This window comes from Paracoccus sp. JM45, assembly GCF_003590715.1.
Taxonomy (GTDB): domain Bacteria; phylum Pseudomonadota; class Alphaproteobacteria; order Rhodobacterales; family Rhodobacteraceae; genus Paracoccus.
This window is the reverse complement of record NZ_QQVY01000002.1, coordinates 209215-234451: the sequence shown is the minus strand read 5'-3', so window position 1 is coordinate 234451 and position 25237 is coordinate 209215. Positions and strand designations below refer to the sequence as shown.

Sequence of the window (25237 nt, the reverse complement as noted above, 5' to 3'; positions counted from 1 at the left end):
TCCATGCGCGCCGATCAGATATTGCACCCGACCGAGGCTGGACTTTATTGCCCGCCCGGTGATTTCTACATCGACCCCATCCGCCCGGTCCCCCGCGCGCTGATCACGCACGGCCATGGCGACCACGCCCGCGCGGGGCATGGTGCCGTCATGGCCACCCGCCAGACGCTGGAAATTATGGCCATTCGCTATGGTTCCGATTTCACCGAAAGCCGTCAGGTCGCCGATGGGCAGATCCGCGTCGGCGATACCACCGTCAGCTTTCATCCGGCAGGGCATATTTTGGGATCGGCCCAGATCGCGGTTCAACCCGATAAGGGGCCGAAGATTGTCGTGTCGGGTGATTACTGCCGTCGCCCGAACCCCGTCTGCGCACCCTACGAACCCGTTCCCTGCGATATCTTCGTGACCGAGGCGACCTTCGGGCTGCCCGTCTTCCGCCACCCCGACCCGCTTGACGAAATGGCCCGCCTGCGTGCCAGCATGGAGGAATTCCCCGAACGCCAGCACCTGATCGGGGCCTATGCTTTGGGCAAAGCACAGCGGGTGATCTCGCTTGCCCGTCAGGCCGGTGTCGATGGCCCGATCGCCATCCACGGCGCTTTGCAGCGGCTGTGCGATTACCATGTCGAACAAGGCATCGATCTGGGCGAGCTGATCCCCGCTACCGCCGCCGATGTGCCCGCCCAGCTGGTCATCGCGCCACCCTCCGCCTTTGCCAGCGCATGGGTTCAGCGTTTCCGCGACCCTGTGATCGGTTTTGCCTCGGGCTGGATGCAGGTCCGTGCCCGTGCCCGCCAGCGCGGGGTCGAACTGCCCTTGGTTATCAGCGACCATGTCGATTGGCCGCAGGTGACCCAGACCATCCGCGAGCTGGCCCCCTCCGAGGTCTGGATCACCCATGGGAATGAGGACGGGTTGATGCGCTGGTGCGAATTGCACCAGATCGCCGCCCGCCCCCTGCGGCTGGTGGGCTACGAGGATGAACCGGAATGAAATCCTTTGCCAACCTTCTGGAACGTCTGGCCTTCACCGCCGCCCGCAACGCCAAGCTGCGCATCCTGCGGCACTATCTGGAACAGACCCCCGACCCGGATCGCGGCTTTGCCTTGGCTGCGCTGACCGGCGATCTGAAGCTGCGCGCCGTGACGCCCAAGCTGCTGCGCGGTTTGATGGCCGAACGGGTCGATGAACAGCTGTTCGCGTTGTCCTATGATTTCGTTGGTGATCTGGCCGAAACGATTGCGCTGTTGTGGGACGGCGATCAGGACGACGATGTTCCGCTGCGCGATGCCGTGGCCTTGCTGTCGGACACGGGCCGCACAGCCCTGCCTACCGCAATCAGCGCCATGCTGGACCGGCTTGGCCCGTCGGAACGTCTGGCCTTCCTGAAACTGGCCACCGGCAACATGCGGGTAGGTCTGTCGGCCCGCATGGCGCGGCTGGCCCTGGCCGAAATGGGCGACCCGCAGGTCAAGGACCTTGAGGAAATCTGGCACGGTCTGACGCCCCCCTATCAGCCGCTGTTCGACTGGATTGCCGGTGGCACGCGCCCCGAACATGCGGCCAAGGCGCCCTTCCGGCCCGTGATGCTGTCGACCCCCGTCGATCTGGATCAGCTGCGCGCGCTGGACCCCGCCGACCATATTGCGGAATGGAAATGGGACGGTATCCGCGTGCAGGCGGTCAATGATGACGGTGTGCGCCGCCTGTATTCCCGCACGGGCGAGGATATCAGCGGATCCTTCCCCGACGTGATCGAGGCATTGAATTTCGACGGTGCCATCGACGGCGAATTGCTGGTCCGGCGTGGGGCTGATGTGGCCCCCTTCGGTGATCTGCAAAAGCGCCTTGGCCGCAAGGTTGTCGGCAAGGCGATGCTGGACAGCCACCCCGCCGGTTTGCGCGTTTATGACCTGATGATCTGGGATGGCCGCGACCTGCGCGACCTGCCGCATCAGGACCGCCGCGCGATCCTGCAAAAGGCTGATTTCGGCAGCGACCGGATCGATGTGTCACCCTTGTTGGATTTTGCTACATGGGACGATCTGGCCGCTCTGCGTGCCGATCCGCCCAGCATCGTGATCGAGGGCGTGATGATCAAACGCCGCGACAGTCCTTACGTGGGTGGTCGCCCGCGCGGCCCGTGGTTCAAGTGGAAGCGCGATCCGATGGTGATCGACGCGGTGATGCTCTACGCGCAGCGCGGGCACGGCAAACGGTCGGGTTTCTACAGCGACTTTACCTTCGGCCTGTGGGATGGTGATGTGCTGGTCCCCGTTGGCAAAGCCTATTTCGGCTTCACGGATGAGGAACTGCGCGAACTGGATCGCTTCGTTCGCAACAACACCACCGAACGTTTCGGCCCCGTCCGCTCTGTCGCCCCCAAACTGGTGCTGGAGGTCGCGTTCGAGGGGTTGAACGCATCTGCCCGCCACAAATCCGGCGTCGCCATGCGCTTTCCCCGCATCAGCCGCATAAGGTGGGACAAACCCGCCCCCGAAGCCGACCGGTTACAGACCCTGAAAGACATGATCCCGTGACACTGCCCCCGCGTTTTCAGGACTGGTTCACCCGTCAGGGCTGGCAGCCCCATCCGCATCAGATCGATCTGATGCAGGCCAAGGGCGACACGCTGCTGATCGCGCCGACGGGCGGGGGCAAGACGCTGGCCGGTTTCCTGCCGACGCTGGTCGATCTGGCCGAACCGCATCAAGGGATGCACACGCTTTACGTGTCGCCGCTGAAGGCGCTGACCGCCGATATCGCCCGCAACCTGTCGCGCCCCGTGGCCGATCTGGGCCTTGATATCCGCATCGAGGATCGTACCGGCGACACCCGCGCCAGCCAGCGCGCGCGCCAGAAGATCGATCCGCCTGATGTGCTGCTGACCACGCCGGAATCGCTGGCGCTGATGCTGTCCTATGAACAGGCGCCGCGCATCTTTCGCGGGCTGCGCCGCGTGGTGCTGGATGAACTGCACGCGTTGGCCGAAAGCAAGCGCGGCGATCAGCTGATGCTGTGCCTTGCGCGGCTGAAGGCGTTGGCCCCCGAAGTTACCGTCACAGGCCTGTCCGCCACAGTCGAGGACCCGCAGCGGCTGGCCGGTTTCATGGGCGGCGCGCAGGTCATCAACGCCGATCCCGGCCCCGATCCCGACATCGCCATGCTGGCAACGACGCAACCCGCGCCTTGGGCAGGGGGCGGTGGGCATTACGCCGTGCGCGACGTGCTGGCACAGGTGGCGCAGGCCACCACCACCATCATCTTCATCAACACCCGCGCCCAAGCCGAGCTGTTCTTCCAAGCCATCTGGGCCGCCAATGACGATAACCTGCCCATCGGTCTGCACCACGGTAGCCTGTCGCGCGAGGCCCGCCAGCGGGTCGAGGCCGCCATGGCCGCAGGCGAATTGCGCGCCGTCGTGGCGACCGGCAGCCTTGATCTGGGCATCGATTGGGGGGCGGTCGATCTGGTCATTCAGGTCGGCGCGCCCAAGAACGTCAAGCGTCTGGTCCAGCGGATCGGGCGGGCCAACCACCGCTATAACGCGCCAAGCCGCGCACGCATCGTGCCTGCCAACCGCTTCGAGGTGATCGAATGCACCGCCGCCCTGCAGGCCGTGCGCGAACGCGATCTGGACGGCGATCCGCGCGGTCCTGGCCCCTTGGACGTGCTGTGCCAGCATATCCTGCTGACCGCCTGCGCCGGTCCCTTTGACCCCGATGACCTGTTCCGCGAGGTGCGCGAGTCCGGTCCCTATCGCCATCTGACGCAGGAGGATTTTGACGCCTGTCTGGATTTCGCGGCGACCGGTGGCTATGCCCTGCGCGCCTATGACCGCTGGCAGCGGCTGATGTTGCGCGACGGGCTGTGGCGGTTGCGCGACCCACGCGCCACCCGTGATCTGCGCATGAACATCGGCACCATCGTCGAGGCGGAGATGCTGAAGGTCCGCTTCCGTGGTCGCGGCGGTGCCCCCTTGGGCGAGGTCGAGGAGAGCTTTGCCGCAACGCTGGAAACCGGCGACACCTTTCTGATCGGCGGGCAGACGGTTCGCTATGACGGCTTGCGGGACATGGTGGTCGAGGTGACGAAACAGCCCACCCGCGAACCCAAAATTGCTATGTTTTCAGGGATGAAGATGGCGACCTCGACCCAGCTGTCGCATCGGGTGCAGGCGCTGATCGGTGACCCCTCGCATCACGATACGTTGCCTGCCGATACCGCCGAATGGCTGGCCCTGCAGGCCGATGTCAGCACCCTGCCACGCGCCGGCGTGTTGGTCAGCGAAAGCTATCCGCATCAGGGGCGCTGGCATCTGGCGGTCTATGGCTTTGCGGGGCGCAATGCGTTGCAGACGCTGGGCCTGCTAATGACCCGCGTGATGGAGGAAGCGGGCCTTGCCCCCCTTGGTTTTCTGGCCACGGATTATGCCCTGTTGATATGGTCACTGGATCCGGTGACAGACCCCGCGCCGCTGCTGGACCGCGACGCGTTGCGCGAAGGTCTTGGCGATTGGCTGGGGCGCAACGCGGTGATGAAGCGCAGTTTCCGCAATGTCGCGACCATCGCGGGGTTGATCCAGCGTAACCTGCCTGGGCAGCGCAAATCGGGGCGGCAGGCAACTTTTTCCAGCGATATCCTGTATGACACGCTGCGCCGATACGACCCTGACCACCTGATGCTGCGTATTACTGCGGACGAGGCGCGTCGCGGTCTGGTCGATTTCGACCGGATCGAGGAAATGCTGGAACGTAGCAATAGTCTGGATCACCGCATGCTGGACCGTGTATCTCCCCTTGCGGCGCCATTGATGCTGGAAAAAGGCCGCGTTCCTATCGCAGGAAAAGGCCGCGAACGGCTGGCCGAACAAGAGGCCGCCGCCCTGATGGCCGAGGCAGGTTTGACGTGACATCATATGATTTCGATTTTGACGGCCAGCACCTTCAAGCGCGCCCGTCAGGTGCATTATTCTGGCCCGAACGGCATTGGTTGATCGTTGCCGATCTGCATTTGGGTAAATCAGAACGTATGGCCCGTCGTGGTGGTGCTTTGCTACCCCCCTATGAAACGCTGGCGACATTGGACCGGCTGAGGTCCGAAATTGACGCAACCGATCCCGCCACGGTCATAAGTCTGGGCGACGGCTTTGATGATGATGCAGCCGGTCGCGCCTTGCCTGATGATGTCTGTCGCGCGTTGCAAGCGATGGCACAGGGGCGACGCTGGATCTGGGTCAGCGGCAACCATGATCCGGGACATATCCCCGCGCGACTGCCGGGGGAAACGCTGCCCGAGCTGCATGAAGATTTGCTGCTGCGTCACGAAGCGGGGCAGGGCCCCGATATTTCGGGGCACTATCATCCATGTGTCCGTCTGGCAGGACAGAGGTTGCGATGTTTCTTGCTGGGGGCCGATCATCTGATTTTGCCGGCCTTCGGCGCCTATACTGGCGGGCTGTCTGTCGATGATCCTGCATTGCGCGCATTGGTGCCGACCGGCATGGCAATTGCCTGTGGTCACCGCGCTATGCCTGTCCCTGTATCCGCGCATTCCAAACGGAAACGGGCATAAAAAAGGGCCGGCGCGCATAAAGCGGCCAGCCCGATCAGTTACGACCCTGTCGGATCAGAAGCTGTAGTTCACACCGATGCGGATATTGCTATGCGCAGTGGTCGGTTTGCTTACAACCGAGTCCGTACCGTCGGTGAACGTCGCGGTTTCCTTGCTAAGGTCACGATACTGATATCCAGCAAACATCGACATCTTCTCGTTGAACTTTTTCTCGACGCCGAAACCTGCAGCGATGCCAGAGGCGGAAAAGCCGTCCGAAACCGATACGTCGTCAGTGGACAGGGTATAGTCGAAATCACCGCTTGCGATACCGAAGGTACCATAAATCAGCGTTCCGGGCTGCACTTCGTATCCGGTTTTCATGACCAGCGTCACAAGATAGTTCAGTTCTGATTCGATGTTCACGTTTCCGGCGTCACCACCATCGATATTGATAGAATTATCGACGTTGCCGCCTTCGATGGTCAGTTCGGGGCCAAAGACCCACTGGTCGCGCTGCCAACGGTAACCGGCGTGCAGGCCAAGGGAAGCGCCCTCTAGTTTGACATCGCCAAGATCTGTTCCACGGCCGACTTCCTGACCGTCATCAAGAAGCGACAGGCCGACCTCGTCTTCAGCACCGAAGGTATAGTTCAGCGATCCACCTGCATAGGCGCCTTCCCATGCGCCCACCACGGGTGCTTCCTCGATCGTGATCGGGGCAACTTCGATAACGGGGCTGACAGCGCCGCCGGCAAAGGATGCACCTGCGCCCAGAACCAGAGCTGATGAAGCTGCAAGAAGTGATTTAAGGGACATGGTAAACTCCTGAAACTGACGGCCGCCGATACAGGGGCAACCTGGATAACTTACCATCCGGATACACACATTCACCCTATGCGGGCAAATAAAACCACGACTTAAACTCGATCGACCCCACAAAATGGGCTAACATACGTGCCAAATGTGCAACAAATGTCAAGAGAGGCTGGATTAAGTGTCCAGATTCTCAACATTCAGGGCGTTTTGCTGAATAAACTCGCGGCGTGGCTCCACAATATCGCCCATCAGCTTTGTAAACAGATCCTCGGCCTCGGCGACATCTTCGATTCGCACTTGCAGCATGGTGCGGGCGACGGGATCAAGTGTGGTTTCCCACAGCTGTTCGGGGTTCATTTCACCCAAGCCTTTATAGCGTTGCAGCGACAGCCCTTTTTCCCCCTCAAGGAAGATGGCCTGCAACAGACCCAACGGTCCATAGATTGGCTGATCACGATCCTTGCGGATCAGACGTGCAGGCTTGGCATAGATATCCTGCAAGGCCTGGGTCATTTCGCCCAGACGGCGGCTTTCGCCACTGCGCAGCATCTGACCGTCCAGCACACGGCTTTCTTCAACGCCGCGCAGCATGCGCGACAGGTGGATGCCTTCGTCCTGCGTCGGACGACCCTGCCAGCCGCGTTCGTATTCTTCGGCAATCAGGTCCAGACGTGCCGCAATATCATCGGCAACACCCTGCGGATCACTGTCCACCCGCCCCGTGCGCAATGCGCCGGCGATCGCAGCCTGTTCGGTGATATGGGGTGGATAATGTGTCGGATACTGCCGCAGGAGACGGCGTGCAGCGCGGGCTTCCTCGACCACGCGGGTCAGGTCGTTTCCGGTGATTTCCTCACCCGAGGCAAGGCGCAGGGCCGCGCCTTCGACGCCCTGCTGCACCAGATATTCTTCCAGCGCCGCTTCGTTTTTCAGATAAACCTCGGACCGGCCACGGCCCACTTTGTACAAGGGCGGCTGCGCGATATACAAATGCCCGCCTTCGATAAGTTCCGGCATCTGGCGGAAGAAGAAGGTCAGCAACAACGTGCGGATGTGCGCGCCATCGACATCGGCATCGGTCATGATGACGATTTTATGGTAGCGCAGCTTCTTCAGGCTGAATTCGTCGCGGCCGATGCCAGTGCCCAATGCGGTGATCAGCGTGCCGATCTGTTCGCTGCCCAGCATCCGGTCGAAACGGGCGCGTTCCACGTTCAGGATCTTACCGCGCAAGGGCAGAACGGCCTGATTCTGGCGTGACCGCCCCTGTTTGGCCGAACCACCCGCCGAGTCACCCTCGACGATGAACAATTCGGACAGGGCGGGGTCTTTTTCCTGACAATCCGCCAGTTTGCCGGGCAGGGACGCGATATCCATCGCGGTCTTGCGGCGGGTTAGTTCGCGTGCCTTGCGGGCTGCTTCGCGGGCCAAGGCGGCCTCGATGATTTTGCCGACAATCTGGCGGGCCTCGGTCGGGTTTTCCTCGAACCATTCGGCCAGCTTTTCACCGACCAGACCTTCGACGGCGGGACGCACCTCGGAGGATACCAGCTTGTCTTTGGTCTGGGACGAGAACTTGGGGTCCGGCACTTTGACCGACAAGACGCAGGTCAGGCCTTCACGGGCATCATCGCCGGTGAAATCGACCTTTTCTTTTTTCGCGATGCCGCTGTCTTGCGCATATTTGCCGATCACACGGGTCAGCGCACCACGAAAGCCCGCCATATGCGTGCCGCCATCGCGCTGCGGGATGTTGTTGGTAAAGGGCAGGACCGTTTCGTGATAGCTGTCGTTCCACCACATCGCGACCTCGACCCCGATGCCGTTCTTTTCGCCGGTCATAAAGATCGGTTCGGGCATGACGGCGGTTTTCGACCGGTCCAGATATTTGACAAATTCGCGAACGCCGCCATCGTAATAAAGCTCGGTCCGTTGGACTTCGGCAGAGCGTTCATCTTCCAGAATGATACGGACGCCGCTGTTCAGGAAGGCCAGTTCACGCAGGCGGTTTTCAAGCGTCTTGAAGACATAGTCCAGATTGCTGAACGTCCCGTCAGGCCGGTTGGTCTTGGCCGAGGCAAGAAAGCGCACCTCGGTTCCCTTTTCGCCGGGCTTGGCATCGCCAACCTCGCGCAGGGATTCGACCGTGTCGCCATGTTCGAAGCGGACGTAATATTCCTTGCCATTGCGCCAGATGCGCAATTCCAGCCATTCCGACAGCGCGTTCACAACCGACACGCCCACGCCGTGCAAACCACCCGAAACCTTATAGCTGTTCTGGTCGAACTTACCGCCCGCGTGCAGCTGGGTCATGATAACCTCGGCTGCGCTGACGCCTTCGCCGGCATGCATGTCGACCGGAATGCCGCGACCGTTGTCGCGCACGCTGACGCTGCTGTCGGCGTGGATTTTGACGTTCACAAAGTCGGCGTGACCGGCCAAAGCCTCGTCGATGCCGTTATCCACGACCTCATAGACCATGTGATGCAGGCCGGAGCCGTCATCCGTATCGCCAATATACATGCCGGGCCGTTTGCGGACCGCCTCTAGTCCCTTAAGAACCTTGATAGAATCGGCACCATATTCGGCAGGCTGGGTGGCTGTATCGGTCATGCGTCGGGCTTCCTGTTCGTCTTGTCTTGGTATAGGCGCTCTGCGCGGCAAAGTCACGGCTTTGGCGGGCTATTTCCCCGTTTTCAGCGGGTTTTTCACCGTTTTGGGGCAGTCAAATGGCGGCTGTCCGCTGGCAGGGTCAATCCAGAGGCACGGTTCCTGATTTTCCATCGGTTTTTTCAACCGCCAGATGGCGCGCGCGGCTGCCCAAATCGCTGAAAAGTTCCGGTCCGGTTCCGGTCAGCAGGCTTTGTGCGGGGAGGGTGCAGATCAGGTCGTAAAGGGCGGCGCGGCGGTCGGCGTCCAGATGGGCGGCCACCTCGTCCAGCAGCAAAAGCACCGGCTGGTCGGCCAGGGCTCGTGCATTGGCCAGGATCAGCGACAGCAGTAACGCTTTTTGTTCGCCGGTCGATGACAAGGCGGCTGGCATATCCTGCGGCCCCCATGTTGCGCCCAGATCGGCCCGATGCGGTCCCGTCAGACTGCGACCTGCGGCCAGATCGCGCGGGCGCATGGCGGCCATCCGCGCAGCGATACTTTCCGCATCCGCGTCATCGGCATGGCCTTCGCCCGCAAGAAGGGTCAGCGTGGCGGCGGGAAATGCATCATGGGTGCCTTGGGACGCCATAATCGCCGCGATGGCGGATTGGCGGTTGCGGGTCAGGGCGGCGCCAGCTTCGGCCATTTGACCTTCCAGCGCGCGGTACCATCCCACATCGCTGATCTGGTCGCGCAACAGACGGTTCCTTTCGCGCATCGCCTTGTCATAGGCCAGCGCCAGATCGGCATGATCGGGCATCAGCGACAGGGTCACGCGGTCCAGAAACCGGCGGCGTCCTTCGGGGGATTCGGTCCACAGACGGTCCATTGAAGGGACCAGCCAGATGACCCGAACCAGACGGGCCAGCGCGGTTTGCGGCACCGTTTTATCGTCGATGGCGACATTGCGGGTCTGGTCGGGCGGGGCTTGTGTGCGGATCTGATGGTCGCCCAGGGTCGCGTCAATCCGCCAACCGGCCGCTTTGCCCTTCAGCGCCTGTTCGAGTGCAGGGGCAGATCGCAACCCGCGGCCCGGTGCCAGCATGGACACGGCTTCCAGAATATTGGTTTTACCCGACCCGTTCGGCCCGAACACGGCCAAAGGTTCCTTGCCCAGATTCAGGTCCAGCCGTGGCCATGACCTGAACTGGGCAAGGGAAAGACGTGTTAGCGTCAAACGCGCATCGGCATGACGACATAGACGGCGCTAAGGTCGCTGCCCTCACGGATCAGGGCCGCATCACCCGAGCTGTTGAACAGGAAGACCGCATTGTCGCGATCCACCTGATTGGCAATTTCCTGCAGGTATTTCGCGTTGAAACCGATTTCCAGCGGTTCGTCGGCATAAGCGACGACCAGCTCTTCCTCGGCTGCGCCCGAATCGGGGGCGTTGACCGATAGAACCAGTTTATCGGCGTCCAGCGACAGCTTGACCGCGCGCGACCGTTCGCTGCTGACCGTGGCAACACGATCAACCGCGCGGGCGAAATCGGTGGCGTCGACTTCCAGCTTGCGGGTGTTGTTTTGCGGGATGACACGGGTGTAATCGGGGAACGTCCCGTCGATAACCTTCGAGGTCAGCGTAATGGTGGCCGTGGCAAAACGGATCTTGGTTTCACTGACCGAGACGGTGATTTCGGCATCATCGTCATCCAGCAGCTTGCGCAATTCGCCGACGGTCTTGCGCGGCACGATCACGCCGGGCATTTCTTCGGCACCGATGGGCAGTGGGGCGTCGATCCGCGCAAGGCGGTGACCGTCCGTCGCCACACAACGCAGGGCCAGACCGTCATCCGATTTGGCGACATGCATATAGACGCCGTTCAGATAATACCGCGTTTCCTCGGTCGAAATGGCGAATTTCGATTTGTCGAACAGGCGGCGCAGCAATTTTGCAGGTGCCTTGAAGGTTGCGCTATATTCCGAATTTGCCATGACCGGAAAATCGTCGCGCGGCAGGGTCGCAAGGCTGAAATTCGAACGTCCCGCCTGAACCGACAGGCGTCCCGCGTCATCGGCGCTGATCTGCACCAAGGCGCCATCGGGCAGCTTGCGCGAAATCTCGTTCAACATGACGGCGCTGACGGTGGTCGATCCGGGGCGTTCGACCTGTGCGGCCGACAGGTCCACGACCTCGGTGTCCAGATCGGTGGCACGGAAGCTGACGCCGCTTTCCGTCGTTTCGATCAGCACGTTGGCAAGGATCGGAATGGTGTTGCGACGTTCGACGATGGATTGGGCCTGCGATACGGCCTTGACCAGCACGGCGCGCTCGATCGAGAATTTCATAAGCTTCCCCTGTCATTCAGGCGCATCGGCCGGTTTGTCGGACCTGATGTGTAACCGCCCGCGCGGGCGGTCACAAGAATAACGTGAGGATGTGATTACGCTTCCAGCATTCGCTTCAGAACGGCGATATCTTCGGACATGGCGCTGTCGTCGATAATCAGTTCCTCGATCTTGCGGACACCATGCATGATGGTGGTGTGATCGCGGCCACCGAAGCGGCGTCCAATTTCCGGCAGCGACCGGCTGGTCAGCTGTTTGGACAGATACATGGCGATCTGGCGGGGACGGGCGACGTTGCGGGTGCGCTTTGGCCCCATCATATCGGCCAGACGGATGTTGTAATGTTCGGCGACCTTGCGCTGGATGTCGTCGATATTGATCTTGCGGTCATTGGTGCGAAGGATGTCGGCCAGACATTCCTGCGCGACTTCCAGCGTGATTTCGCGGCGCAGCAGGCTGGCATGGGCGAACAAACGCTGTAACGCGCCTTCCAGCACGCGGACGTTGGTGGTGATTCGATGCGCCAGAAACTCTAGCACGCCGGCTCCGATTTCCAGATCCGCCTGCTGGGCGCGGAAGGCTGCCGTTTTGGCCTGAAGGATGCCCAGACGCAATTCATAGGTCGTAGGGTGCAGATCTACGATCAGACCGCAAGACAGGCGCGACTTGATGCGTTCCTCAAGCCCCTTGATTTCGGCAGGCGCGCGGTCGGCTGAAATGATGATCTGTTTGCCCTGATCGACAAGCGCGTTGAACGTGTGGAAAAACTCTTCCTGCGTGCTGTCCTTGCCGGCGATGAACTGCACGTCATCGACCATCAGCATGTTCACATTCCGGAACATGCTTTTGAAATCCATGATCGTGCTTTCGCGCAAGGCTTGCACGAATCGGTACATGAATTGTTCGGCAGACAGATACAGCACCTGTGCCGAAGGGTGGTTGGTTTGATAATCGCGGGCGATGGCATGCATCAGGTGGGTCTTGCCCAGACCGACGCCACCATAAAGAAACAGCGGGTTAAAGCCGACAGGGCCACCTTCGGCCACACGACGGGCGGCGGCATGGGCCAGCTCGTTCGGTTTGCCGACGACGAAATTGCTGAAGGTATAGCGCGGGTCCAGCGGCGCGCCCAGATCGGCACGCGGGGCCACGCGGGCAGTAGGGGCTTGTGCGGGGGTATCTGCGGGGGCTGTGGCCTGCGCTGCAGGGCGTGCGGCCGCACTGCCGACGTCAAAGCGCAAACGTTCGACCGTGGCGCCGCAGCGGTTCAGAACGGTCATGATCTCTTTGGCGAAATGGCGGTTCACCCAATCCGAGATGAAGCGCGTCGGACTGACAAAGCTGGCAGCACCTTCGTCGATGGAGGCAAGGCGAAGCGGCTTGATCCAGTGGTTATAGTTGTTCGGCCCAACGCTGTTTTCCAGCTCGGCACATGCCTGACCCCAGATCTTGTCCATCATCTTCCGTTATCCCGTGCCTGTCCCCAAATTCCGCCGGGCGATCCGGCGGAACATCATTCACGCAACCAAGGGCTGTAACACAGAAAAACAGGGCACCCTTGCGTCCGAACGATTCGGTCGCATGGAGGGCGTCAGCCCGTTCTTCAGTTCACAGACACAGGTTCAGCGACAGCCGATGGCAGCCGACAGTCCAGAACCCGAGGGCGGAAGAAAGAGAGTCTCTCAAGCTTCGTGACCCGGCCGTTTTCCGGATCGGTAAATACCGACCCCGAGGTCCGACCCGTCCCCTTCAGCGACGTGAATCGCAAGATGGAAATTAGCCCCAGCTTGATGGCCGCTGCAACCGAACTATGCGCTTGACAGCAACTTGGTGAAATCGAATCTGCGAGCCCTTTGACTCCAAAGACAAAAAATAAAATCACCTTGATTTTAAAAGGTTTTTTGACTTTTCTGGGGGCTATAAATGCAGATCGGGCGCAAGGCATATGCCTGCACCCGATCTTGTCGTTCCTGGCCTTATGTCAGCCATATGTCTGGATATTCTGTCCCCCGAAGGGGCAAGAATCAGGCAGCCGAAAGGGCTTTGACGCGTGCCGACAAACGCGACACTTTACGCGATGCGGTGTTCTTGTGGATGACGCCTTTGGTGACGCCACGCATCAGTTCGGGCTGGGCGTTTTTCAGGGCTTCGCGTGCCACATCGGCGTTGCCGCTGGCGATCGCTTCTTCGACTTTACGCAGATAGGTGCGGATGCGCGAACGGCGTGCTTTGTTGATGTCGGTGCGACGCTCGGTCTGGCGGGCGCGTTTTTTCGACTGGGGCGTATTTGCCATGGGTCAGAATCCTAACGGGTCAGTTGCATTTCAATTGCGCAAAAGCCCCATGGCTCCGCCCCCCGAAAGGAACGGTCATGATTCTTGCCTAAGCGGGCCCACACGCATGTAAGGGAGGGCCTATAGGACATGGGGCGTAAAAAGGAAACCCTTTTCAGCGATCGCGGAACTGCGCTTCACGTTTTTCAAGGAAAGCGGCCATGCCTTCCTTCTGGTCTTCGGTCGCAAACAGCGCATGAAAGGCGCGGCGTTCGAACAAAAGACCCTCGTGCAGGGTCGTTTCATAGGCACGGTTGACCGATTCTTTGACCGTCTTGACGGCGACCTGCGATTTTTCGGCAATCTTGCGCGCGGTGGACATGGCTTCGGGAATCAGCTTCGGCGTCGGAACGACTCGGCTGACCAGACCCGAACGTTCCGCTTCGGCGGCATCCATAAAGCGACCGGTCAGGTTCATTTCCATTGCTTTCGACTTGCCGACGAATCGTGTCAGGCGCTGGGTGCCGCCGATACCGGCGCAGACACCCAGATTGATCTCGGGCTGACCGAATTTGGCGTTTTCCGCGCAGATGATGAAATCGCAGACCATTGCCAGTTCACAGCCGCCGCCCAGGGCATAGCCGCTGACAGCCGCGATGACCGGCTTGCGGACGCGGGTGATCTTTTCGATCTGCGCGCCGAACAGGTCCTGTTCATAGACCTCGACGAAGGATTTTTGCGACATTTCCTTGATGTCGGCACCTGCGGCGAAAGCTTTTTCGCTGCCGGTCAGGACAATACAACGGACCTTGTCGTTTCGGTCGGCCTCGGCCAAGGCCGAAGACAGCTCGTCCAGAAGCGTGGCGTTCAGCGCGTTCAGCGCTTCGGGACGGTTCAGCCGGATCAGGGCGACCTCGTCCTCGATCTCCACGATGATGGTTTCAAAAGCCATGGGCTTGGACCTCGTTGCCAATTTGAATTCGCCCAGTCCTATCAGCTTGTATGCAAGAAATCCAAGCGTTCAGCGCTGACAGCTTGGGCAATAGAAACTTGACCGCCCCGATTGCACGATTCGCGTGATTGTGCCGTCACATCCATCACGCAGACAAGGCTGTCCCGCGCGGTCATAGACACGGAAACTGTGCTGGAAATAGCCCAATTCGCCACTGGCCTGACGGTGGTCGCGCAGGGACGACCCGCCCGCAGCGATGGCATCGGTCAGCACGTCGCGGATATGGCCGACCAGAACCGCCAGCCGCGTAATGTCGATGCTGCCTGACAGGACACGCGGATCTATGCCTGCCCGCCACAGAGATTCGCTGACATAGATGTTACCAAGACCCGCGACGATCTTCTGGTCCAGCAGTGCCTGTTTGACCGGCAGGCGGCGCCCCGCCAGACGGCTGGCCAGATAGTCGGGGGTAAAGATGTCATCAAAGGGTTCCGGTCCCAGATGGTCCAGTAGCGGATGTGATTCCCCTTCGCGGATCAGATCGACCATGCCGAAACGGCGGGCATCGTTGAAGGTGATGGTGGTGCCCGCATCCGTGGTCAGCACAACATGGTCATGCCGCGCAATTACGCCCGGATCGCGGTGAAACCCTGCAAGGCCTGCGCCCTCGACCAGCATCCGGCCCGACATGCCCAGATGCCACAGCACGCTGCCGCCACGGTCCAGATCGGCCAGCAGATATTTCGACCGCCGCCGCAGCGACGTCACGACCGCACCGGTCATCACCTGCACCAGATCGGGCGGCATGGGCCAACGCAGATCAGGGCGGCGGACCTCGGCGCGGGCGATGCGCGCACCCTCCAGATGGGGCAGCAAACCACGGCGGACAGTCTCTACTTCTGGCAATTCGGGCAACGGGGTTCCTTTCGTCGCATTGCACCTGTGGCGCATCACGGTCATTGTGCCAGCGGCTGGCCGGACTTATCTGGCAATGGAACGGGTAAACGGCAAGCGCGATGACGGATTCAAAAACAACACATTTCGGTTTCAAGACAGTAGACGAAAACGCCAAGGCCGGCATGGTCCATGAGGTGTTTTCCAGCGTCGCGTCACGTTATGACGTGATGAACGATTTGATGAGCGTGGGCATCCACCGCGTCTGGAAGACGTCGATGATGGATTGGCTGGCCCCGCGCAATGGCCAGCATCTGCTGGACGTTGCTGGCGGGACCGGCGACGTGGCCTTCCGCTTTCTGGATCGTGCGCCTGATGCACGGGTGACGGTTTGCGATATGACCGAATCCATGCTGGTGGAAGGCCGCAAGCGCGCCGATGCCGTGGATAAGGCCGACCGCCTGTCATGGGTGACGGGTGATGCGATGGCGCTGCCTTTCGCGGATGCGACCTTTGACCGCTATACAATCAGCTTCGGCATCCGCAACGTGACCCGCATCCCCGATGCGCTGGCCGAGGCGCGACGTGTCCTGAAACCCGGTGGCCGTCTGCTGGTGCTGGAATTCAGCCAGATTCCCGTGCCCGCGATGCAATGGGCCTATGACCGCTACAGCTTCAACGTCATTCCGGCGATGGGCAAGGCGGTGACGGGGGATCGCGACAGCTATCAGTATCTGGTCGAATCGATCCGCCGCTTCCCCGATCAGGAAACCTTTGCCCAGATGATCCGCGATGCGGGTTTCGGACGGGTCCAATACCGCAATCTGTCGATGGGCATTGCCGCCCTGCATTCCGGCTGGAAGTTGTAATCATATGCGCGGCCCCCATAATATCCTGCGCCTGATCCGCACCGGTGCCACCTTCGAACGCACCGGCGCGATGGAGGCTGTGCTGGACGCGGTCGAGGCACCTGTCCGTGTGCGTGTCGCGGCACGGGTCTTGGGGTGGCCGTTCCGCTGGCTGGGCTATAAGGGCGATCCGACCCTGCCGCCGATCACGCGTGCCATTACGGCATTGGGGCCTGCCTATATCAAATTCGGTCAGATCATGTCGACGCGCGCCGATGTGGTCGGCCCCGAACTGGCCGGCCAGCTGCGGATGTTGCAGGACCGGCTGCCGCCATTCCCGACTGATATTGCCAAACAGGTCATTGCCAGCGAATTGCGCCATCCCGTCGATGAAATCTTTTCCGAATTTTCCGAACCGGTGGCTGCCGCCTCGATCGCGCAGGTCCACCGCGCAAAGCTGCGCCATTCGGGGCAAGAGGTTGCCGTCAAGGTCGTGCGTCCCGGAATCGGTGCGGCCTTCCGGCGCGATATCGACGCTTTCCACTTTGGCGCCCGCTTTATCGAGATGCTGTCGCCCGGCACCCGCCGCTTGCGTCCCCGCGATGTGGTCAACCATTTCGAAAAGACCGTCATCGGGGAACAGGACCTGCGGCTGGAAGCGGCTGCCGCATCCGAATTCGGTGAAAACACTGCCACCGATACCGGTTTCCAGATTCCCTTGCCGCATTGGGCCTTTTCATCGCGCAGCGTTCTGACCGCCGATTGGGCCGAAGGCCTGCCGATGGGCGACCGTGACGCATTGATCGCCGCCGGACATGACACGACGGCGCTGGCCCGCAAGGTGATGCAGCTGTTCTTGTCCCATGCCCTGCGTGACGGTTTTTTCCATGCTGATATGCATCATGGCAATCTGAAGGTGGCGGCAAACGGCGATGTCATCGCCTATGATTTCGGCATCATGGGGGAAATCGACGAATACACCCGCCGCATCTATGCCGAGATTCTTTACGGCTTTATCCAGCGCGATTACCGCCGTGTCGCCCGCGTCCACTTCGAGGCGGGCTATGTCCCGCGCGACCGCGACGAGGCTGCCTTTGCCCGCGCATTGCGTGCCGTGGGCGAACCGATCTTTGGTGCCGATGCCAGCCGCATCAGCATGGCCAACCTGCTGTCCTATCTGTTCGAGGTGACCGAGCGTTTCGGCATGCCAACCCGCACCGAACTGATCCTGTTGCAACGCACCATGGTCGTCGTCGAAGGCGTGGCCCGTTCGCTGGACCCGCAGCTGAACATCTGGGATGCCGCCAAGCCGGTTGTCTCGGATTATATCAAAGGCAGCATCGGTCCCAAGGCCGCGCTTCAGGATCTGACAACGGTGGTGCAAACCCTCGGCCGCTATGGCCCGTTGATGCCCCGCATTGTCGAACAGGCTCTGTGGGAACGCGCACACCCCGAAGAGGCGCGTCTGACCGTGGTCCAGCCCAAACCCTCGGTTCCGCTGTGGCTGGTGGCTGTGCTGGCCTTGGCTGCTGGGGCAGGTATCGGATTGGGGCTGGGCTGATCTAACCCTGCTTGGACATCCGCCGATAGACGAATTCCGTGGTTTCGGCAGATGCATCTGCCTCGGCGCGTGCCACGATCTGCGCATGTAGTGGTGATTTGGAACAGACCGGATCGGTTGCCCGCGCGTCCCCTGCCAAGGCCATTGCCTGACAACGGCAGCCACCGAAGTCCACGTTCTTCCGGTCACAGCTGACGCAGGGTTCGGGCATCCATTCTGTGCCCCGAAAGGCATTAAAGCTGTCGGATAGATGCCAGATATCGGACAGGTTGTGGTCCTGAACGTTTTCAAACTCCATCCATTTGATCGACTGCGCGGCGTGGCAGGGCAGCACGGTGCCATCCGGCCCGACATTCAGCCCAAGCGCGCCCCAGCCCCCCATGCAGGCTTTGGGATAGACCGCATGGTGGTCAGCGGGGACATAGTCGATGACCATTTTCCCGCGCAGGCGGATGCGGGCTTCGTTGACGATCTGTCGTGTCATGGCGGCCTGTTCGCGCGTCGGCATCAGCGCCTTGCGGTTCAGATCGGCCCATCCGTGGAACTGGACAGTCGCCACCTCGATCCGGCGGGCACCAAGACGTTCCGCCAGTTCCAGCATGTCGGGCAGGCGGTCCATGTTCTGGCGATGGACGACGGCATTGATGGTCAGCGGAAAGCCGATTTCCGTGACCCAATCGGCGAAACCCATCTTCTTGTCCCACGACCCCGGATGGCCGCTGATACGGTCGGCCATGTCGGGACGAATGCCTTGCAATGACAGCTGGACATGATCGACCCCCGCCGCGTCCAGTTCCAGCAGTCGGTCGCGGGTGATGCCGATGCCCGATGTGATCAGGTTCACATAAAGCCCCGCATCCCGCGCATGTGCCACGATCTGCGCCAGATCGCGCCGTGCACCGGGTTCGCCGCCGGAAATATGAACCTGCAACACCCCCAGATCAGCCGCCTGACGGAACACGCGCCCCCAATCATCGGCGCTGATTTCGGATTTTGCGCGAATCAGATCAACGGGGTTCGAGCAATAGGGGCAGGCAAGCGGACAGCGGTGGGTGATTTCAGCCAGCATCGCCATGGGCAGTCCCGCCGTTACGGGGTTGCCGTCGATGTCCTGTGGCTGTCGGGGAAGATCTTTCATGCAGCCTCTCGTATAAATACCATGCGGCGTTCGATCAGTCCGATCAGGAAATCACGCACGTCGCCTGCGATTTCCTCGACCGGCGCGTCATAGCGTGCGGCCAGATTACGGGTGATCTGGTCCAGGCTGCGCGCACCGTCCAATTCACCAAGGATCGCGTCGCCGATCTGGTCCAGTTGCATGGCGCGTTCGGGGGCCTGCAAAACGCGGATGCCGCGCAGGCGGTCGTCCTGCAGGCGCACGCCGCGCGGCAGATAGGGGATGTCCTGCGCCGTGATCAGGGGCGTCATGCCAGCATCCCTTCGCCGGGCTTCCATGCGCCCAAGGGAATGTTGCCCATGACATAGCCGTTCCACAGCGCATCCAGCTGCGCCCACAGAACATCGGTCTTGAAAGTCAGGGCCGCCGCTGCCGCATCCTGCTTTTCGCGGGTATTGGCATGGGTCAGAACGTAATCCAGCCCAAAGGCGACATCGTCCGGTGCCTCGTCCAGGCGTTTGCGGAAATAGGACAGGCTGCTGTCATCGGCGAAATCGTAATGCGCCAGCAGGCCTTCGATGCGCTGGGCATGGATTTTCGGCGCAAACAGTTCCGTCAGGCTGGAGGCGACGGCATCCAGCAGCGGCATGTCGCGGACAAAGCGGACATAGGCATCCACAGCAAAACGGGTGGCGGGCATGATGCCGACACCGCTGGCCACATAATCGGGGTCCAGACCAACGCCTTGGGCCAGTGCCAGCCAGCGCCGGATGCCACCGCCCTCGGACACCTCGCCATCATGATCGACGATGCGTTTGCGCCATGCGCGGCGCAGGTCGGGGTCCTCGACGCGGGACATAAAGGCGGCGTCCTTCATCGGGATGCGCGACTGGTACATCCAGCGGTTGATCACCCATGCCCGAACCTCGTCAGGGGTGCAGTCGCCGCCGTGCAGGCGCGTATGGAAGGGATGGCGGTCGTGGTATCTTTCGGCACCGATGGCGCGCAGCCGAGCCTCGAAGTCTTCGCGCGATTGCGGTTGGTCCTGAATGTTGTTCACAGCGTAATTTCCATTCCGTCGCGCCCCACTTGCCAGCCCTGCGCGGCAGCCTGTGCGGTCTGCGCACTGTCAGGATCGGTGAGCGGGTTCGAATTGTTAATATGCACAAAGAGCCGCTGGCCGATGGTCAGCCCATCCAGCGCAGGCATCGTGTCGGTCACGGCCATATGGCCCATCCGGCGACCTGTTTTGACGCCCAGTCCCATGCGGATCATCTCGTCATCCTCCCACAGGGTGCCGTCGAACAGCAGGGCATCGGCGCCGTTGATACGGGCCTTCAGCCAGTCGGGCATATCGGCGCAGCCGGGGATATAGAACGCCCGCTTGGCCCCCGCCTTCAGTTCGATGCCCACGGTGGTTTCGCCCATCAATCCGGTCTGCACCTCGCCCTGTTCCTGATAAAGCGGCACTTTGCCCGGCACGGCAAACAGGGTCGCGGTCAGGCCGGGGGCCAGATCGATGGTCTGGTCCAACGCGACTGTCCGGCGCGGCACCAGATCGGCGCGCAAAGCCCCGATCATCGGGTTGGCTGCCAGCGCATCATGGATCGCCTGCGTGGCGAACAGGTCATAGGACTGGCTTTCGCGCAGCGTCAACAGCCCCGCCACATGGTCGATATCGCCGTTCGTCACCAGAACTGACCGCAGCGGCATATCGCGTGGTCCGGTCGGCCACAGCGCAGGGGTCGCCGCCAGCTGCACACGGATGTCGGGGGATGCATTCAGGATCGCCCAGTTCCGCCCGTTCGCACTGACCGCGACCGAGCTTTGCGTTAGCGAGGGTATGCGTCCTGCGCGGGCCGCGTTGCAATTGTCACAGCCGCAATTCCACTGGGGCAAGCCGCCACCGGCTGCCGCCCCCAAGATAATGATCCGCATTATGCCCCGCTTGATGAAAAAGGCCCCGTCCGAGGATATCGGACGGGGCCGTTACATTGCCTGTCCGGCAGTTCTTAGAACAGGACAGGTTCATCCTCGGCCGGTGCATACATGTTGATTTCCATGCCGCAGGCAATCTCGGTCAGGGTGGGTTTTTTCCAGGCCATTCAATGGTCTCCTTCGCTGCTTTTACGCCGGTAAAACACGGCGTGTCCGGTTGTACCTAAATGGCAGGCCGGATGAATCAACCCCGATGGCGTCCGCGCGGGACAGATCAGGTCCGGACATGCCGCGAAATGCAGAGCGATTGTACAAATATCATTTTGTCGTGAGCATTTCTTGAAGGCGTATGATCCGAACGCCCCGATACCGGTCAGGTTTCAGCGATGACATAAATTAATTGTGCACAGCCCGTTTTCACAAGGGAACCGATATCTGCGGTTGACGGTTCGCATATCAGGTGGCCCGATGCCGCAAGGGTCTGTGCGCCCTGACAGAAATGCCATTTTCATTTTGAAACGGTTTGAAAGCGCTTGCGAATGGATTTGCAAAAAGCAGTTGTCCCGAAACATAAAGGCCTGCGGAACGTCGCAGGTGCTGTAAATCGGGAAAATCGCAGCAAAGCCGGCAACCCCCCTTGTATGATTGTGGTCGGGCATGTGACCTCTGTCCCGACAGAATGAAGCGGGGAATGATAAGCGTTTGACAGCTTGTGCAAATCTGTCGAATGTTCGCGATAACAGGGCCGTTACCGGTCCGGAGTGTTCAGGGAGGAAGACTTGAAAACGACATTATTTACAACCGCCGCCATCATCGCATTGGGTGCTGGCATGGCGCAGGCCGAACTGGTGATCGAACCGGGCAGTGACGACCGCATCGATTGGGCCAGTCTTGACGAATTCAAAGCCGCCCATCCCGATCTGGAGGGTGAAAGCTTTGACATCCTTGGTCCGTGGCTGGGGGGCGATCAGGAACTCTTTGCCTCGGTCATCGAATATTTCAACGATGCGACGGGTGCGAAAGCAAATTATTCCGGCTCGGACAGCTTCGAACAGCAGATCGTCATCGACAGCGAGGCGGGTTCCCCGCCCGATATGGCCGTATTTCCGCAACCGGGACTGGCCGCCGATCTGGCCAAGCGCGGCTTCCTGCGTCCTTTGGGTGATGAAACCAGCCAGTGGCTGAAGGACAATTATGCTGCCGGTGACAGCTGGGCGGCCTTGGGTACCTATGCCGGTCAGGACGGGACCGAACAGCTGTTCGCCTTTCCCTATAAGGCCGATGTGAAATCGCTGGTCTGGTATGTCCCTGAAAACTTCGAGGATGCCGGATACGAGGTTCCCGAAACCTACGAGGATATGAAGACCCTGACCCAGCAGATCGCCGAGGAAGGCGAAACGCCGTGGTGCATCGGTCTGGGATCGGGCGGCGCGACCGGCTGGCCCGCGACCGATTGGGTCGAAGATCTGATGCTGCGGACGTCCTCGCCCGAGGATTACGACGCATGGACCAGCAATGAAATGCCGTTCAACGACCCCAAGGTCGTCGCGGCGGTTGATGAATTCGGCTGGTTCGCCAAAAACCCCGATTACGTCGCGGGTGGCGTGGGGGCCGTCAGCTCGACCGATTTCCGCGAAAGTCCGGCCGGTTTGTTTGCCAGCCCGCCTGCCTGTTACATGCACCGTCAGGCCAGCTTTATCCCGACCTTCTTCCCCGAAGGCACCATCGTGGGCGAGGATGCGGATTTCTTCTATATGCCCGCCCCTGCATCGGGTGATCTGGGCCAGCCGGTTCTGGGGGGCGGCACGATGTTTGCCGTCATGTCCGACAACCCTGCTGCCATGGCCTTTGTCGATTTCCTGAAGACCCCCGCCGCGCATGAGATCTGGATGGCGCAAAAGGGCTTCCTGACGCCCTATACCGGTGCCAATCCCGATGCTTACGGCGATGAAACGCTGAAGCGTATGGGCCAGATCCTGCTGGATGCGACAGTGTTCCGCTTTGACGGATCGGACCTGATGCCCGGTGCCATCGGTGCAGGTGCATTCTGGACCGGCATGATCGACTTTGTCGGTGGTTCCTCGGCACAAGAGGTGACGGACCGTATTCAGGACACATGGGCATCCTTGAACTGATGCACGACATGACAAACGGCGCGGCAGCCTGTTCTGCCGCGCTTTTCGCGATCCAAGGGGGGTAGGATATGGAACTGCTATGGCTGGCCGTCAGTACGATTGCCATCGGGGTGTTCGGTTGCGTGGCATGGTTCTGGGGGTCGAACTGGCTGCTGGACCGGATCTTTCCTGCGAAAGGTGAAAATGCCGGCATCAATATCCGGCGCGCCGGCATGGTCCGGCCATGGCTGTTTCTGGGCCCTGCAATCCTGTTTCTGGGCCTCTATCTGGTCTATCCCGTGTTCGAGAGCCTGTGGCGGTCGATGTTCAATTCGGACGGGTCGCGCTTTGTCGGGGCCGACAATTACGTCTGGCTGATGGGCGATGACAAATTCCGCGAATCCATGTTCAACAATATGCTGTGGCTGTTGGTTGTGCCTGCGCTTTCGACGTTGTTCGGCCTGGTGGCGGCGCAGCTGACCGACCGGATAAAATGGGGCAATATCGGCAAGTCGCTGATCTTCATGCCCATGGCGATCAGCTTTGTCGGTGCGGGCGTTATCTGGAAGTTCATCTATGAATACCGTTCGTCCGGTGAAACCCAGATCGGGTTGCTGAACTGGATCGTGACGAAATTCGGGATCGAGCCGCAGATCTGGCTGACCCTTCCCGGCTGGAACAATTTTTTCCTGATGATCGTGCTGGTCTGGATCCAGACCGGCTTTGCGATGGTCATCCTGTCCGCGGCCCTGCGCGGCATCCCCGAAGAAACCATCGAGGCGGCGGTTCTGGACGGTGCATCGCCCTTGCAGGTGTTTTTCAAGATCAAGGTGCCGCAAATCATGGGCACGCTGGCCGTGGTCTGGACCACCATCACCATCGTTGTGCTGAAGGTGTTCGACATTGTTTATGTCATGACCAACGGCCAATGGGGCACGCAGGTGCTGGCCAACCTGATGTATGACTGGATGTTCCGTGGCACCCCCGATTACGGGCGCGGATCTGCCATTGCGATTGTCCTGATGGTTCTGGTGACGCCGATCATGGTCTGGAACATCTATAACGCCCGCAAGGAGGTTCGCTGATGGAAGGCATGGCCGGACAGAAATCGTCCTTGGCGTGGGTGGTCAACATCTGTGCCTTCTTGCTGGTTCTGCTATGGACCATTCCGACATTCGGGCTGTTCGTGTCGTCGTTCCGTGACCGCGACCAGATTTCCACATCGGGCTGGTGGCAGTCGTTTTCGGGGTCGGTGCAAACCGGTTTCGTGCGGTCGGGCACCACCGATGACCAGATCCAGCGCGACGGCATGTATGTCATCGAAGGCAGCGCGCTGGAGGGGACGCAGGAACTGATGTCATGGGGCACCAATGCCCGCACCCCCGACGCCAATGAACCCGGCGACACGGTCGAGGTGGATGACGGTATCAACCTGACCGTGGCCGAGGACGGCAGCTATGTCATGACCTCGGCCCAGCCGTTCGACATGCGGCGCGGCGAACGGATTTTTACGACCACGACATCGCCGCCCAGCTTTACGACCGAAAACTATAGCCGCGTGATGAACGCGGGCGGGTTGGCGCGGGCCTTTATGAACACCATGACGGTGACAATTCCCGCGACTGTCATCCCGATCCTGATTGCGGCCTTTGCGGCCTATGCGCTGGCATGGATGCAGTTTCCGGGCCGTGCTGTGCTGACCGCCTGTGTGGTCGGCCTGCTGGTCGTGCCCTTGCAGGTGGCGCTGATCCCGCTGCTGCGGTTGCACAATGATCTGGGCATCGGCAAAGGCTATCTGGGGATCTGGCTGGCCCATACCGGTTTCGGCCTGCCATTGGCGGTCTATCTGTTGCGAAACTATATGATCGGCCTGCCGCGCGAGGTGATCGAAAGCGCACGCGTCGATGGTGCCACCGAATTCCAGATTTTCCGCCGCATTATCCTGCCACTGTCGTTCCCCGCTTTGGCCAGCTTTGCAATCTTCCAGTTCCTGTGGGTCTGGAATGATCTGCTGATCGCCACGGTGTTTCTGGGCAATACCAGCGAACAGCTGGTGATGACCGGTCTGCTGCGCGAACTGATGGGATCGCGAGGAGGTGAATGGGAGATATTGGCAACTTCGGCGTTCATCTCGATCGCGGTGCCGCTTGCGGTGTTCTTCGCGATGCAAAAATATTTGGTCCGCGGATTGCTGGCCGGATCTGTGAAAGGTGGATAACTTGAC

22 protein-coding genes are annotated in these 25237 nt (G+C 60.7%); 9 read left to right on the top strand and 13 right to left on the bottom strand.

Annotated elements, in window-relative coordinates; all coding sequences use genetic code 11:
* Positions 1-3: 3 nt before the first annotated feature.
* Genes DWB67_RS04840 through pdeM form a run of 4 tightly spaced genes read left to right on the top strand, consistent with a single transcriptional unit; the run spans position 4 to position 5577 of the window.
* Entirely contained in the window at positions 4-996 is a 993-nt protein-coding gene (locus tag DWB67_RS04840) for a ligase-associated DNA damage response exonuclease (RefSeq protein WP_119806385.1), read from the top strand.
* Positions 993-2543: a cisplatin damage response ATP-dependent DNA ligase gene (locus DWB67_RS04835; protein WP_119806384.1), complete on the top strand. Its 1551-nt coding sequence runs from the start codon at positions 993-995 to the stop codon at positions 2541-2543. The genes DWB67_RS04840 and DWB67_RS04835 overlap by 4 nt, the downstream gene beginning before the upstream one ends.
* Positions 2540-4915 (top strand): ligase-associated DNA damage response DEXH box helicase, encoded by a 2376-nt coding sequence (locus DWB67_RS04830; RefSeq protein ID WP_119806383.1) that lies wholly within the window; start codon positions 2540-2542, stop codon positions 4913-4915. The genes DWB67_RS04835 and DWB67_RS04830 overlap by 4 nt, the downstream gene beginning before the upstream one ends.
* The gene (pdeM, locus tag DWB67_RS04825) at positions 4912-5577 is read left to right on the top strand and encodes a ligase-associated DNA damage response endonuclease PdeM (protein WP_119806382.1); all 666 of its coding nucleotides are present in this window, start codon (positions 4912-4914) and stop codon (positions 5575-5577) included. Before DWB67_RS04830 ends, pdeM begins: the two co-directional genes overlap by 4 nt.
* A gap of 54 nt (positions 5578-5631) precedes the next feature.
* On the opposite strand, the gene DWB67_RS04820 is transcribed toward pdeM, so the two are convergent.
* From DWB67_RS04820 to mutM, 8 genes are all read right to left on the bottom strand, one after another.
* Complete coding sequence (locus DWB67_RS04820; RefSeq protein WP_182911491.1) at positions 5632-6375, bottom strand: outer membrane protein; 744 nt, start codon at positions 6373-6375, stop codon at positions 5632-5634.
* A 174-nt stretch (positions 6376-6549) separates the two neighbouring features.
* The gene (gene gyrB, locus DWB67_RS04815) at positions 6550-8988 is read right to left on the bottom strand and encodes a DNA topoisomerase (ATP-hydrolyzing) subunit B (protein ID WP_119806380.1); all 2439 of its coding nucleotides are present in this window, start codon (positions 8986-8988) and stop codon (positions 6550-6552) included.
* 139 nt (positions 8989-9127) lie between these two features.
* Complete coding sequence (gene recF / locus DWB67_RS04810) at positions 9128-10204, bottom strand: DNA replication/repair protein RecF (RefSeq protein WP_119806379.1); 1077 nt, start codon at positions 10202-10204, stop codon at positions 9128-9130.
* Entirely contained in the window at positions 10201-11316 is a 1116-nt protein-coding gene (gene dnaN, locus DWB67_RS04805; RefSeq protein ID WP_119806378.1) for a DNA polymerase III subunit beta, read from the bottom strand. Before dnaN ends, recF begins: the two co-directional genes overlap by 4 nt.
* Before the next feature lie 95 nt (positions 11317-11411).
* On the bottom strand, positions 11412-12776 hold the full coding sequence (dnaA, locus tag DWB67_RS04800) for a chromosomal replication initiator protein DnaA (RefSeq protein WP_182911490.1): 1365 nt from the start codon (positions 12774-12776) through the stop codon (positions 11412-11414).
* Between the two features lie 564 nt (positions 12777-13340).
* The gene (gene rpsT, locus DWB67_RS04795; protein ID WP_119806376.1) at positions 13341-13610 is read right to left on the bottom strand and encodes a 30S ribosomal protein S20; all 270 of its coding nucleotides are present in this window, start codon (positions 13608-13610) and stop codon (positions 13341-13343) included.
* 154 nt (positions 13611-13764) lie between these two features.
* A complete protein-coding gene (locus tag DWB67_RS04790; RefSeq protein WP_119806375.1) occupies positions 13765-14541 on the bottom strand; it encodes an enoyl-CoA hydratase in 777 nt (258 codons plus the stop codon).
* Between the two features lie 69 nt (positions 14542-14610).
* The gene (gene mutM / locus DWB67_RS04785; RefSeq protein WP_119806374.1) at positions 14611-15456 is read right to left on the bottom strand and encodes a bifunctional DNA-formamidopyrimidine glycosylase/DNA-(apurinic or apyrimidinic site) lyase; all 846 of its coding nucleotides are present in this window, start codon (positions 15454-15456) and stop codon (positions 14611-14613) included.
* Between the two features lie 101 nt (positions 15457-15557).
* Here mutM and ubiE point away from each other — a divergent pair, with 101 nt between their 5' ends.
* Together ubiE and ubiB are read left to right on the top strand one after the other, a co-directional pair.
* Complete coding sequence (gene ubiE, locus DWB67_RS04780) at positions 15558-16304, top strand: bifunctional demethylmenaquinone methyltransferase/2-methoxy-6-polyprenyl-1,4-benzoquinol methylase UbiE (RefSeq protein ID WP_119806373.1); 747 nt, start codon at positions 15558-15560, stop codon at positions 16302-16304.
* 4 nt (positions 16305-16308) lie between these two features.
* Positions 16309-17844 (top strand): 2-polyprenylphenol 6-hydroxylase, encoded by a 1536-nt coding sequence (gene ubiB, locus DWB67_RS04775; protein ID WP_119806372.1) that lies wholly within the window; start codon positions 16309-16311, stop codon positions 17842-17844.
* Position 17845: 1 nt separating this feature from the next.
* Here the strand turns inward: ubiB and pqqE are convergent, their stop codons facing one another.
* From pqqE to pqqA, 5 genes are all read right to left on the bottom strand, one after another.
* Positions 17846-18982, bottom strand: coding sequence for a pyrroloquinoline quinone biosynthesis protein PqqE (gene pqqE, locus DWB67_RS04770; protein ID WP_119806371.1), 1137 nt, complete (start codon positions 18980-18982; stop codon positions 17846-17848).
* Positions 18979-19272: a pyrroloquinoline quinone biosynthesis peptide chaperone PqqD gene (gene pqqD, locus DWB67_RS04765; protein ID WP_119806370.1), complete on the bottom strand. Its 294-nt coding sequence runs from the start codon at positions 19270-19272 to the stop codon at positions 18979-18981. The genes pqqE and pqqD overlap by 4 nt, the downstream gene beginning before the upstream one ends.
* Positions 19269-20021, bottom strand: coding sequence for a pyrroloquinoline-quinone synthase PqqC (gene pqqC, locus DWB67_RS04760; RefSeq protein WP_255418556.1), 753 nt, complete (start codon positions 20019-20021; stop codon positions 19269-19271). The genes pqqD and pqqC overlap by 4 nt, the downstream gene beginning before the upstream one ends.
* Complete coding sequence (pqqB, locus tag DWB67_RS04755; protein WP_119806369.1) at positions 20018-20899, bottom strand: pyrroloquinoline quinone biosynthesis protein PqqB; 882 nt, start codon at positions 20897-20899, stop codon at positions 20018-20020. The genes pqqC and pqqB overlap by 4 nt, the downstream gene beginning before the upstream one ends.
* 74 nt (positions 20900-20973) lie before the next feature.
* Positions 20974-21066, bottom strand: a complete 93-nt coding sequence (pqqA, locus tag DWB67_RS04750; RefSeq protein WP_072296681.1) for a pyrroloquinoline quinone precursor peptide PqqA — start codon at positions 21064-21066, stop codon at positions 20974-20976.
* Positions 21067-21678: 612 nt separating this feature from the next.
* Here pqqA and DWB67_RS04740 point away from each other — a divergent pair.
* The 3 genes from DWB67_RS04740 (at position 21679) to DWB67_RS04730 (ending at position 25231) form a co-directional block, all read left to right on the top strand.
* Positions 21679-23034 carry an ABC transporter substrate-binding protein gene (locus tag DWB67_RS04740; protein WP_370453567.1) on the top strand — a complete coding sequence of 452 codons (1356 nt, stop codon included), beginning with the start codon at positions 21679-21681 and terminating at the stop codon, positions 23032-23034.
* A gap of 68 nt (positions 23035-23102) precedes the next feature.
* Positions 23103-24098 carry a carbohydrate ABC transporter permease gene (locus DWB67_RS04735; RefSeq protein WP_119806367.1) on the top strand — a complete coding sequence of 332 codons (996 nt, stop codon included), beginning with the start codon at positions 23103-23105 and terminating at the stop codon, positions 24096-24098.
* Positions 24098-25231 carry a carbohydrate ABC transporter permease gene (locus DWB67_RS04730; RefSeq protein ID WP_119806366.1) on the top strand — a complete coding sequence of 378 codons (1134 nt, stop codon included), beginning with the start codon at positions 24098-24100 and terminating at the stop codon, positions 25229-25231. Before DWB67_RS04735 ends, DWB67_RS04730 begins: the two co-directional genes overlap by 1 nt.
* Positions 25232-25237 lie beyond the last annotated feature (6 nt).